We start from the raw sequence: 11,517 nt of genomic DNA on the forward strand, positions 1-11,517 counted from the left end.
TTGGGGCGTTTTTAGGTTGTAGAAGATGAACAAGCGTTTCTTCCCTAGGATTGATTTGCCATTGTTGATGGCGATCATTCCGATCATGCTATTGAGTTCGCTCACTCTCTGGAGTGCCAGTGGATTCAATGAAGCTATGCTATTTAAACACCTCGCTCGATGCGGTTTGACGCTGGTGTGTATTTTGGTGATGTCGTCGATTCCTGCGTCCAGTTATCAACGTTCAGCGCCTTATTTGTATCTGGTTGCGGTTTCTCTCTTGGCGGCCGTTGCCCTGTTTGGCGATAGCACCAATGGCTCGCAGCGTTGGCTCGATATCGGCTTCTTCCGCTTTCAACCCTCTGAGCTGATCAAGCTCTCCATTCCCATTATGATTGCGTGGATGCTGCATCTAGAAGGTGGGCGACCAGACATTCGCAAGATTGCTTTCTGTTTGCTGATCACCTTTGTCCCTGCAGGCCTAATTGCCTTACAGCCAGACTTGGACGGCGCTATCTTCACCGTGATTTACGCGTTGTTTGTGCTGTTTTTTGCTGGCATGAGCTGGAAGATCATTGGCGGCTTTTTGGTGAGCATACTAACGCTGGCACCAATACTCTGGTTCTTTGTGATGGAAGCTTATCAGAAGAGTCGTGTAACGCAGTTCTTGCATCCTGAATCGGATCCACTGGGTTCGGGCTACCAAATCATCCAATCATTGATTGCGATTGGTTCTGGCGGCATGAAAGGCAAAGGCTGGATGAATGCTACTCAAGGTACGCTAGGCTTTATCCCTGAAAGCCATACTGACTTTATCTTCTCGACCTACGCAGAAGAATGGGGCTTTATTGGTTGTGTGGTGTTGTTGGCGCTGTACTTGTTTATTACGGCGCGTGTGATGCTGCTGGCGTGCCAATCTGAGCACTTCTTCAGTCGTCTGGTAAGTGGCGCATTGGCGATGAGCTTCTTCCTTTACGCCTTCATCAACACCGGCATGGTAAGTGGCTTGTTGCCTGTAATGGGTAGCCCACTGCCGTTCTTTAGCTACGGTGGTACGGCGATGCTAACCCAAGGCATCTGTTTTGGTGTGATCATGTCGCTGTGTTATTCCAAGTACCGAAACACCTAAACGCTAGTCACAATAGAAAAGACAAACAACACGATCAAAAAAGGCTTCCCTCGGGAAGCCTTTTTTACAACTGGAGAACCGAATTATAGTTCGCCGTTGTGGTATACCTGTTGAACGTCGTCACAGTCATCTAGAAGGTCTAGGAACTTCTGGAATTTCTCTGCGTCTTCGCCTGTTACTGGCGTGTTCGTTTGCGGTACGAATGTGATTTCTTCAACGTCGATCGTTAGATCTGGGAATGCAGCGTTAAGCGCAGTTTTTGTTTTGAAGAACTCAGTGTGAGGTGCGAATACAGTGATAACACCGTCTTCTAGCTCAACGTCAGTAACGTCTACGTCTTCCATCATTAGCGTTTCTAGAATGATTTCATCATCTTCGCCTTTGAACTGGAATACCGCTTGGTGATCGAACATGTGAGAAACAGAACCTTCAACACCAATTTTCGCACCCACTTTAACAAAGCATTGGCGAACGTCTTGGAATGTACGGTTACCGTTGTCTGTTAGACAGTCTACGATCACGCTTGTGCCACCAGGGCCAAAGCCTTCGTAACGTGCTGGAGTGTAGTCTTCACCACCGCCGCCGTTCGCTTTGTCGATCGCTTTATCGATAACGTGTGCAGGAACTTGGTCTTTTTTCGCTTTTGCGATCAGGTGCTTCAGAGACAAGTTCATGTCTGGATCACCACCACCGTTTTTCGCGCACATGTAAATTTCTTTACCGTATTTGGAATAAACTTTAATTTTTGCGCCTGCAGTTTTCGCCATTGAGGCTTTGCGCACTTCAAAACTTCTTCCCATCGGGATGTCTCTCTAAATTCAAATTTAATGCGAAGGATTTTAGCAAAGAGTGAAGATTTTACCTTTCACCTTGCAAAGGAATGGGGAGGAAACCTCATTCGCCGCTACGGTTTACACCAGAGCCACGCTCGCTTTATGCGACACCCATTACTCGTTTGTACTTATCGATTGCCTGTTGAAAAAACACTTTCTCATCAGCGTCGTTAATCTTAGACAACTCTTCTTCTATCGCTTCAGGACCAGATTTCGCTTCTTTAAGCTTCCAAACCAAAAACGATGCTTGCTTATCAAGTTCGATTTTGTTTTTCTCGTCAGGCGGCAACAGGGATAGATTGAACGACATTCACAGCCTCAAGGTACTTTAATAAATACTAGCCGCGCACTATAGCACACAGATTTGACTTTTAAGAAGTGAAACGCACTTTCCTTGATCAATTTCAAGTTGCTTCCTTGGGATTCGATCGGGTTTGCAATGAATCAGGAAGATATTGCTCAAAAATTTGCTGCAAACGCTCCTTGGTAACCGGTTTGGCAACAAACTCATTCATGCCAACATCGAAACAACGCTGTTGATCTTCTTTAATCACATTGGCGCTCAACGCTATGATCGGCACTTGCTGACCCCATTCACCCATCTTGCGAATGTTTTCAGTAGCAATAAATCCATCCATCACGGGCATTTGACAGTCCATCAATATCAAATCGAATTGATGTTCTTGGCACTGTTGAAGCGCCTCCTCACCGTGTTCTGCCACATTCACCTGCATGCCGAGTTTTTCCAACATAATGCGCACGACTTTTTGGTTTACCGCGGTGTCTTCTACCACCAGAATCCAAGGTTTGCCCTCGTCTTTGGTTGGTTTAAGGCTTTTTGGCGCGCTGTCTTCACCGTTACGAAAATCAAGCACGTTCGGTGTACTTGGCGCAATTGGTGTATCACTGACGATATTGAGTGGAATAGTAAATTCAAAACAACTGCCAAGCCCCGGCTCACTGGTCAGACGGATCTCGCCGCCCATCACTTCGACCAAGCTGCTACAAATCGCTAAACCCAAGCCAGTACCGCCGTACTTACGCGTGGTACTGCCATCAGCTTGCTGAAATTTCTCAAACACCGCTTGCTGGTTTTCTTTCGCGATACCAATACCCGAATCGACCACACGGAAATGCACGCTGGCGACGTCATCTTCTCGGTTCACTTGTGACACCATCAACTTAACATGGCCACGCTCGGTGAACTTGACTGCATTACTGAGTAAGTTACTCAGCACTTGTTTGAGCCTACCCACGTCACCTTCGACTTCTGAAGGGAGTTGAGCGTCGATGTCGCAAACCAACTGTAAGCCTTTCTGCTGAGCTTTAACGGTGTGCAATCTGCCGACTTCATGCAGTAGATCGAGCAGATTATAAGTGGCTGTCTCAAGCTCAATTTTACCCGCTTCAATTTTAGAGAAGTCGAGAATGTCGTCGATGATGACCATCAGTGAGTTGGAAGAGCTGTTGATGATGGAAACAAAGTCTTTTTGCTGTTCATCCAGCTTGGTATCACCGAGTAAGGAAGCAATGCCGATAATCCCATTCATCGGCGTACGAATCTCATGGCTCATGGTGGCAAGAAATTCACTCTTCTTACGGTTTGCCACTTCAGCTTTATCACGTGCTTCTTCGATTTCCAGTTGGTGCTCACTGACACGCTCAACACTTCGGTTGTATTTACGTTCTAATAAACTCACTTCATCGAAAAACCAACGCTTGGGGAGCTGCACTTTGCTCGGTACATGGCCGCCGCTAAAATCACTCACCGCACCTGAGAGCAATTGAAGTGGCTTGACCATCAAGCGAAACGTCACCCAGAGAACACCAATGATGAGCAAGAAGATCTTGATCGCTTCCGCGATCACAAGAAAAAAGAAGGTTTGCCATAGTCCTTGATAGATCGGACTGAGATCCGATTGCACCGTTACTTCGGCAAGATCAAAGGTTTTTGTGCCCATGTCGTACTGCAAAGGCCATTGACGCTCGATCCGATCCTCGGTCAAGGCCGAGCCTAATTCGAAGATCACTTCATCCGGTGTCGCGATTCTTAGGTAGTCCACTGAGGGCAGGCGCATCGCCCCTTCTGCTTGGGTGTGCAGCAATTCTCTATCTTCAACCCACAGACTGGCAGAAAAACTAGAAAGGTAGCTGGTTTTCACCTGTTCCAGCTCTTTATCCAAGCGAGCGAGATCATCGTTGAAGTCACGATACAAACTGACGGAAGAAATGATCACGGTAAAGATTAAACTCAACGCAAAAATCGCCAGCATCAGCTGGTTTCCGATACTAAACCGACGTTGAGTTCGCTCTTTTGTCTCCATATGAAATCGCTCCCTTAAACTTGCGCTACTATAAATATAGTCACGTCACGACAATAATCGAGGTTAGGATGAAAGGACTCTTACGTACATTAGGCTTTGGTTTTATGGCCTTAAGCGCACACACCACCATGGCGAGCGAAGTGAACTACTACGTTATCTCTGAGCAAGCTCGACCATTCCAAATAGAACAACAAGGTGAACAACATTCCGGAATTGTGACTGACATCGTCAGTGCTATCTTTGCCGAATCCGATTATGAGGTGAAATACCACACTTACCCATTTAAGCGCATGATTTCGGTACTCGAAGCGGGCGGCGAGGAAAACTGGGTCACTTATGGCAGCCCGAATTGGGGGAAAGTGCAATCGGAAAACCTCTCTGAACAACCTATTTACACTGTAAAACACGTACTGGTGTCTAGCAGCAAAGCGCCATTCAAATTTAGCGATATGCAGCACATGCAAGGTCGCTCTATCGTACTGTTACTTGGCTTTGATTATCCGAACTTAAGTCCCTTCTTTGAAAACGGCACGATCAATGAAATGCGCGTGAAAGACTACGACGCCGCTTATCGCGTTCTGCAACGCACTCCTGGCGATACCGCGTTTGTCGAGATGGAATCGCGTGTGGTGTACAACATCAAACGTTTAGAGCTGCCAATGGGAGACTTCCAGATCCAATCTTTCAGCTCTGTCATTCCAGATTACTCCATCTATCTGGCTTTCTCTCCGGAGATGAATCCGAAAGTGCAGAGCTTCATCAATAAGCGCCTAGCAGAGCTCAAAAGTTCTGGGCAAATCGACAACATCATCAAAAAATACATCTAACCGTTCATACCTAACCAATCATGAAAAAACCGCCAGATTAGATAAGCTGGCGGTTTCATCTTTATCTCGTATCTGCGATTAATCTTGTTCGAGCGCTTAATCTTGTTCGACAAATTTGGGGTCGAACATGTGGCCAAGCTTATTGGCTTTGGTTTGTAGGTAGTGTTGGTTATTTGGGTTATTGCCTTCTTGTAGTGGCACCCGCTCAACCACGTTGATGTTCACCTTCTTCAGCGCTGCAAGCTTGCGTGGGTTGTTGGTCATCAAACGCACTTGATCAATATTCAGGTGGTCGAGCATCCCCTTACAAAACGCGTAATCACGCATATCAGCAGCAAAACCCAGGCGCTCATTGGCTTCGACAGTGTCTGCACCTTCATCTTGTAAGTGATAGGCACGAATCTTATTGATTAAGCCAATTCCCCTGCCCTCTTGGCGCAAATAGAGCAGCACGCCACAACCTTCTTCGACAATATTTTGCAATGCACGGTTAAGCTGGAAACCACAATCACAGCGAGTACTGAACAGCGCATCACCGGTTAAACATTCTGAATGCAGACGAATCAGCGGCGCTTTACTGTTTGCAGGGTCACCATACACCAAAGCCAGATGCTCTTTTCCCGTCGCGTTCTCGATAAAACCATGCATGATAAACGTGCCCCATTGGGTTGGCAGCTTGGCTTTATCGACAAAGCGCACCAAGTTATAAGGCTCGACGTGTTTCAGCTCAGCACGTACATTCATCAAAATCTCCCCTAAATGGTTTTCACCCGAGCCGTCACCACCATCGCCCCAAAAGGCATCTTTATGCGAATGTTCGGTCAAGCAGGCATTCCCCGTTTCCATCAGCTGTTGGGCAAGCTGAGGGTTTTGCAGAAACTTCTCACGGACGATAAACGCCATTACGGAGAGTTTGTCGTCGTCCCAATCTTCACGGACGAGATGTTGATATTTGCGGCTTAAAGCAAAGGCTTCGTCGGGGCTTTTGGCGGTAAGGATTTTATCTTGTAGTTCGCGGTCGCTGAATTTTTGCGCTTGGTAATAGTGTTCGCTGGTGGGCCAAGATTGGGTAGAAACTTTTATTTGCGCTTGGCAAAAATTGGAGAGGAAACCGTGGGATTCATCGGGTTCATAGAAAAGGATCTGATCAACCATAATCGTACTCCTGACGTTGCTGTTCAATAGTCAACAAAAAGCATATTGCTATTGATATAAGCTTTAGTAACGCAGGGAGAGAAAGTCAAATAACTGGTTGTAAATCATAAAAATGAAAAGGGCAGTCTTATGACCACCCCATGGTTTAATTCCGCAGTGCGAGAATTAGTGAATTAAGCCAAGTTCCCTTGCTTCTTCGATGCTCAAGCCGCTTTCACGGATTTCACGAAGAGCTTCAATACGACGTCTTGCTTCGGCAGATTTCACGGTTTTCTCAGGTCTCACAACGGTTTCTTCTTCAGGGAGTTCCCATTTGTGAGCGATGTTGCTCATCTCTTCATGGTCGATAGAATTAATGGACATATTTCCTCCGAACACACCATGTTTTCGATGGGTAATCTATAGCAAACCCCCAATGCAGAGGTAAGAAAAACTGTGGGGAAATGTGACCCCTTTCGACCTTTCACTAACTCGTTAATAGATTCATCATTTAGTTTTTGCAAAGCGCGTTTTTAGCGATTAAATTTGAAGAATTCCCCCTACGAAAAGTGAGCTGATCCAGCTCTCATTTTTCCCTCGTAAATTCACACTTCCATAACGGAAAAAATTCTTTTTATTACACTCAACTTTCGAGTCACTTCACTGATTAGACGGTTTTGCCTTTCGCAAACCTTACACACCTGATAATGATAACAATTATCTTTTGTATTGGTAAGGTGTAATGATGAGTGAACTAAACCTGAATCAGGCATATCACTCTGATCCTGTCATTCAGATCAGAGAGTTATGTGTGGATTACATCACCGACAACGGCGACTTCAATGCTGTGAAATCGGTGAGCTTTGATATTGGCAAAGGCGAGATATTTGGTCTGGCGGGTGAATCAGGCTGTGGTAAAAGTACCATTGCTTTCTCTATCAACCGTCTGCACAAGCCGCCCGCGTTTATCTCTGGTGGGCAAATTCTATTTGAAGGCAAAGACATCCTTCGTCTGCCTGATAATGAGCTAAATACGCTGCGCTGGAGCGAGATTGCAATGGTATTCCAAAGTGCCATGAACTCACTGAATCCGGTTCTCACCGTGCAGGAGCAATTTGCCGACGTATTACGCCACCACAAAGGATTAACCAACGAGCAAGCCAAAGACCGAGCAGAGAAGCTTCTCGATTTGGTCAACATACCGAGAAATCGTCTGGGAGAATACCCACATCAGTTCTCCGGCGGCATGCGTCAACGTTTAGTGATTGCGATTGCCCTATCCCTCAATCCCAAATTAATCATCATGGACGAGCCAACCACGGCGCTCGATGTGGTGGTTCAACGTGAAATCTTGCAGCAAATCTATCAGTTACGTGACGAGTTTGGCTTCTCAGTACTCTTTATTACCCACGATTTAGCGCTTATGAGCCAATTGTGCGACCGCATTGCCATCATGCGCCACGGCAAGATTGTTGAAGTGAATAGCTCATACGAAATCCGCAATCATCCTCAACACGAATATACCCAAAAGCTTTGGGCTTCGTTCCCGAATATTCACGATGTACATAAACAGCCACAAACGGAAGGAGCGCCAGCATGAGTGAACCGATCATCCAAATGAAAAACGTGATCAAGGAATTCAAAGTCGGTGGTGGCTTCGCTAAAGAAGAGACCTTCCGTGCGCTTCAGGGCGTTAGCTTTGATCTTTATGCAGGCAAAACCCTTGCGCTGGTGGGCGAATCAGGTTGCGGTAAGAGCACCTGCGCGCGATTAATTACCAAGGTGTATCCAGCCAGCGATGGTGAGATCCTTTTCAATGGTAAAAACATCAACGACATTACTGCTCGCGGCGAGATTCAGGATTACCGCAGTAAGGTTCAAATGGTGTTCCAAGACCCGTTTGGCTCTTTAAACCCAACCCATACTATTCGCCATCACTTAACTCGCCCACTGAAGATTCATAAGCAAGTGAAAAGTGACAAAGAAATCCCAGCCAAACTGCTAGAGCTGCTGGATTTGGTTGAGCTGCCAGAGGAAACGCTAAATAAGTTCCCTCACGAACTCAGTGGTGGCCAGCGTCAACGCGTTAATCTGGCGCGCGCTCTGGCGGTAGGCTCACAACTTATTCTTGCCGATGAACCGACGTCGATGCTGGATGTATCGATTCGTTTAGGCGTACTAAATCTGATGCAACGTATGAAGCAAGAACTGGGGATCGGGTTCCTATACATCACTCACGACCTTGCAACCGCGCATTACATCGCTGAAGAAACCGCTGTGATGTACAAAGGGCAGATCGTCGAATGGGGAGGTACCCAAGCAATCTTAAAGAATCCACAGCACCCATACACTAAGTTATTGATCTCTGCGGTACCGGATCCTGATCTGCCATTTGGCAACCTGGTGGAAAGTGAACCAAACTATTCAGTAGATGCCGATGAGATCCGTAGTCGCAGCAGCGTTGTGGTCGAAGACTATGATCAAATCGGACCAAATCACTTTGTAAAACAATGGACTGAGGCAGCCTAATGGATTTGATGACCTGGCAAGATCAACTATCAGGTTGGTACGACAGTCGGAAGCATGATCAAGTAGAAAGCTTAGAAGCGATCTTATACCAAGCGCCTGCTGCTGTGTTTGGTCCAGAACTGACGGACGAACAGAGTAAAGCGATCGCTTGTTGGTTAGATGGTTGCCTAAGAGTCTTTCAACACGCTAGGCATCAAGACCACCAAAAAGCCTTTCAAATCCTGCAATACACCGGTGCGAAGCTCGAACAATCGGCTTGCCAACCGATGACCGATATTCTTATCAAGGATTGGTGCCTCAAACGCTTACAACATTTGACTGTTCTGGCGTTGGAGTTTTGTAATCAGCAACACGATCAAACGGAATGGCAACAACAAGCGAGCAACTTGATCGAGTCACACGTTGCGTTGATGCGATCGTTGAATTGGAATGAAACTAGGAAGCATGATCAAGGATTACGTCATTGATTCGGAAAGATGATCAAGGTAACAGACAGGGACTTGTCAGTTTAAGCGGATGCACAGGACAGGAATTTTAGATAAAAAAAAGCGAGTTTCTTGAGGAGAAACTCGCGAAGTCTATTCAGAATGAATGTAACAATATGAGCCAATCTATTAATCATCAGAAAGGACAAAAGGTTGTCTATTCGGGATAAATCTTAGTCTGCCCTCGGAACCGCAATGTCAGTGATTTGTAAGAGTTAGGTCTGATTTTCATCAGTGCAATTCATTGTTACATTCTGAATCAATTCGTCACGCTTATCACTCGAAAAGCATCCACGTGATTCATATTAAATCGCCATTTCATCAAGTGCTCTGAATACCATCTCGTCCATGTGACCTTCAAAAATCTGACGACACACTTTTCGACGAACAGCCAAACCCGCGATCAAGCGCTCGATGGTCAGATGTTTCACGTCATTTTGGCCGTTAAACAGCTCCACTGTCTTGCTCAATGTCTCGTATGGCAGAGGGGCGTCCCCTACTCGCAGGTAGTCAAGCTTGTCAATGAACTCAGAACACTCTTCTTTGATTGAGGCATAGGAATGCCCTGTCATCGCCGATAAAGCCGTTATACTGCGTTCTAGGGCCTCTGGAGAGGTATATTTGGATAGAGTAATGGTTATCTCGTCCGCGTTGATCTCAACCAGGTGCTTTTTCTGTTTCACTCGACGGCCCAAATTGCCACGTGGAGAAGGTGCTTTGCGCTGAATCGGCTCAAATTCGCCGTCTATGATGCCTGAGAGCTCGTCTAGTTGCTGCCTCGTAACCATCTCATTACGAAGTGGGTTTGGCAGCGTAGGCGCCATGTTACGCTTTCCTGCGTTGGTTGTGCGAGCGCGAGAGTAGCGCAATACCTCTTCCACATCGCATTTGATGTCGACTTGGTAGTCCATCACTTTGCCATTTTCGATCATAGTCTCGATCGTTAAGTGATAGCCCCATAAGTTCACAACAAAAAGATCTTCCGTCCCTTTGCCGTCAGACAGGCGCTTCAACTCACGGATCAGATCCATTGAGAAACGACGCCATTCGATGTTGCGTGCCAGTTTTTGGTTCAACTCACTCAGCAACATGCAATCGGTGTGTTTGCGCACCATGCGGCTACGGAAGAACGAATACAGCTGGAACACCAAAGTGTGCTGTTTCAGAATTTCTGGCGGGAACAAGAAGAAATAATCACGCGTCAGCAGTTCTTCGTAGAACGAAGGTTCCCAGACTAGGATGTACAAGTTCGGCTTAATGCGAATCTCGCCGTCAGCACCTTCTGTTGGCGCTTCTTCCGATGCGGTAATGGTTCTCGCAATGAAACGGAAACGATCACTCTTGAAACCTTCTGGCATGTTTTCACTTAGCCAACGGCCAGTTAGCTCGTGCAATTGGAAATCGGTAAACTCGATTCGATCAATACTGTCACGGATTGAATCACGTGCTGGCCCGCTGTCTTTCTTGCCACGCAATGACAGGATATCCGTGATGTACAACGGGGTTTTATTCGGCACATGCGCCGCATCCATGTGGTACTGATCTTTGTGATGATCATGGTATTGCACGGTCAGTGTAAACAGAGCAAACAGCGTCATCAGATCGTCCACTGTCATGATGTTTTTCGACGATCGTGTTTCAATCACAGCTTTGGTGCCAGAGATCGACACCATGGATTTCTGGTAGCTCTTACGAGTGCGTGGTGGTGCTAAAGCTTGGTCGATGATCCCTGCCCAGTTAGTTGGTGAAACGACAAATTGATCCGCTTCATCCTTCATCATCGGTGGGGTATTGAGACCATGCTCATTCAACAGGCGCTTGTTCACTTGGGTTTGTGCCAAAGCCTTAGAACGTTTTTGCTTTTCGCTCTGACGAACTTTTTCTGTGACTAAGCTGGTGGCACCCAAGGCTGAGATTAGCTGGTTAGGGTTAACGAACTTGTGCAACATGGTTTTACCAGCAAGGCCTTCTTCAAAGCGCACTGGTGTTTGAGTAAACAAACCAATGTTAACGGCAGCACGTAAGCGTTGTTGTAATGCGGCTCTGGTTAGTTGACCGTCGGTTGCTGCCACAATTTCTGTTGTGGAGACCAAACCGTCTTTGCTGCTGAATCCTCGTAAGGAGATCAGATTAAGCAACTCTAAGATGCTTTTGGTGACCCCTTTGAAGTGTTGGTATTGTTCTACCCAATCTGCAGAAGATTCGTGTACCTCAAAAAGGTGCCCATCCTTATGGCTTCTTGGCGCTTTAATCAGAATTTTTTCATCAGCCGTCATT

Annotated in this window: 11 protein-coding genes; 5 read left to right on the forward strand and 6 right to left on the reverse strand. The window is 46.5% G+C overall.

Annotated elements, in window-relative coordinates; genetic code table 11:
* Positions 1–25: 25 nt before the first annotated feature.
* The gene (gene rodA, locus KJB05_RS28200; RefSeq protein WP_005428884.1) at positions 26–1,108 is read left to right on the forward strand and encodes a rod shape-determining protein RodA; all 1,083 of its coding nucleotides are present in this window, start codon (positions 26–28) and stop codon (positions 1,106–1,108) included.
* 83 nt (positions 1,109–1,191) lie between these two features.
* Here rodA and KJB05_RS28205 read toward each other — a convergent pair whose 3' ends face one another.
* The 3 genes from KJB05_RS28205 to KJB05_RS28215 form a co-directional block, all read right to left on the reverse strand.
* Complete coding sequence (locus tag KJB05_RS28205) at positions 1,192–1,908, reverse strand: YebC/PmpR family DNA-binding transcriptional regulator (RefSeq protein ID WP_005435878.1); 717 nt, start codon at positions 1,906–1,908, stop codon at positions 1,192–1,194.
* A 133-nt stretch (positions 1,909–2,041) separates the two neighbouring features.
* On the reverse strand, positions 2,042–2,251 hold the full coding sequence (locus tag KJB05_RS28210) for a DUF3283 family protein (protein WP_005435877.1): 210 nt from the start codon (positions 2,249–2,251) through the stop codon (positions 2,042–2,044).
* A 94-nt stretch (positions 2,252–2,345) separates the two neighbouring features.
* Positions 2,346–4,265, reverse strand: coding sequence for an ATP-binding protein (locus KJB05_RS28215; RefSeq protein WP_199481774.1), 1,920 nt, complete (start codon positions 4,263–4,265; stop codon positions 2,346–2,348).
* 68 nt (positions 4,266–4,333) lie between these two features.
* Between KJB05_RS28215 and KJB05_RS28220 the strand changes: the two genes are divergently transcribed.
* On the forward strand, positions 4,334–5,092 hold the full coding sequence (locus KJB05_RS28220; RefSeq protein ID WP_208444541.1) for a transporter substrate-binding domain-containing protein: 759 nt from the start codon (positions 4,334–4,336) through the stop codon (positions 5,090–5,092).
* Between the two features lie 96 nt (positions 5,093–5,188).
* Here KJB05_RS28220 and ribA read toward each other — a convergent pair whose 3' ends face one another.
* Positions 5,189–6,247 carry a GTP cyclohydrolase II gene (ribA, locus tag KJB05_RS28225; protein WP_199453017.1) on the reverse strand — a complete coding sequence of 353 codons (1,059 nt, stop codon included), beginning with the start codon at positions 6,245–6,247 and terminating at the stop codon, positions 5,189–5,191.
* Positions 6,248–6,412: 165 nt separating this feature from the next.
* Positions 6,413–6,610, reverse strand: a complete 198-nt coding sequence (locus KJB05_RS28230; protein WP_009706697.1) for a hypothetical protein — start codon at positions 6,608–6,610, stop codon at positions 6,413–6,415.
* Positions 6,611–6,971: 361 nt separating this feature from the next.
* On the opposite strand from KJB05_RS28230, the gene KJB05_RS28235 reads away from it, so the two are divergent.
* From KJB05_RS28235 to KJB05_RS28245, 3 genes are read left to right on the forward strand one after another with little or no spacing between them, the layout of a single operon-like run.
* Positions 6,972–7,826: an ABC transporter ATP-binding protein gene (locus tag KJB05_RS28235; RefSeq protein ID WP_009706696.1), complete on the forward strand. Its 855-nt coding sequence runs from the start codon at positions 6,972–6,974 to the stop codon at positions 7,824–7,826.
* Entirely contained in the window at positions 7,823–8,755 is a 933-nt protein-coding gene (locus tag KJB05_RS28240; protein ID WP_208444540.1) for an ATP-binding cassette domain-containing protein, read from the forward strand. Before KJB05_RS28235 ends, KJB05_RS28240 begins: the two co-directional genes overlap by 4 nt.
* On the forward strand, positions 8,755–9,222 hold the full coding sequence (locus tag KJB05_RS28245) for a transcriptional regulator (protein WP_208444539.1): 468 nt from the start codon (positions 8,755–8,757) through the stop codon (positions 9,220–9,222). The genes KJB05_RS28240 and KJB05_RS28245 overlap by 1 nt, the downstream gene beginning before the upstream one ends.
* 323 nt (positions 9,223–9,545) lie before the next feature.
* Here the strand turns inward: KJB05_RS28245 and KJB05_RS28250 are convergent, their stop codons facing one another.
* Positions 9,546–11,516, reverse strand: coding sequence for a replication initiator protein RctB domain-containing protein (locus KJB05_RS28250; protein ID WP_005435856.1), 1,971 nt, complete (start codon positions 11,514–11,516; stop codon positions 9,546–9,548).
* Position 11,517: the final 1 nt, after the last annotated feature.

Origin of the sequence: Vibrio sp. B1ASS3, assembly GCF_905175355.1 — a bacterium.
GTDB lineage: Bacteria > Pseudomonadota > Gammaproteobacteria > Enterobacterales > Vibrionaceae > Vibrio > Vibrio owensii.

Bases quoted from the DNA above. Each gene is read 5' to 3' on its own strand.
- rodA (WP_005428884.1), top strand. From the start codon at position 26: ATGAACAAGCGTTTCTTCCCTAGGATTGATTTGCCATTGTTGATGGCG.
- KJB05_RS28205 (WP_005435878.1), bottom strand. From the start codon at position 1,908: ATGGGAAGAAGTTTTGAAGTGCGCAAAGCCTCAATGGCGAAAACTGCA.
- KJB05_RS28210 (WP_005435877.1), bottom strand. From the start codon at position 2,251: ATGTCGTTCAATCTATCCCTGTTGCCGCCTGACGAGAAAAACAAAATC.
- KJB05_RS28215 (WP_199481774.1), bottom strand. From the start codon at position 4,265: ATGGAGACAAAAGAGCGAACTCAACGTCGGTTTAGTATCGGAAACCAG.
- KJB05_RS28220 (WP_208444541.1), top strand. From the start codon at position 4,334: ATGAAAGGACTCTTACGTACATTAGGCTTTGGTTTTATGGCCTTAAGC.
- ribA (WP_199453017.1), bottom strand. From the start codon at position 6,247: ATGGTTGATCAGATCCTTTTCTATGAACCCGATGAATCCCACGGTTTC.
- KJB05_RS28230 (WP_009706697.1), bottom strand. From the start codon at position 6,610: ATGTCCATTAATTCTATCGACCATGAAGAGATGAGCAACATCGCTCAC.
- KJB05_RS28235 (WP_009706696.1), top strand. From the start codon at position 6,972: ATGAGTGAACTAAACCTGAATCAGGCATATCACTCTGATCCTGTCATT.
- KJB05_RS28240 (WP_208444540.1), top strand. From the start codon at position 7,823: ATGAGTGAACCGATCATCCAAATGAAAAACGTGATCAAGGAATTCAAA.
- KJB05_RS28245 (WP_208444539.1), top strand. From the start codon at position 8,755: ATGGATTTGATGACCTGGCAAGATCAACTATCAGGTTGGTACGACAGT.
- KJB05_RS28250 (WP_005435856.1), bottom strand. From the start codon at position 11,516: ATGACGGCTGATGAAAAAATTCTGATTAAAGCGCCAAGAAGCCATAAG.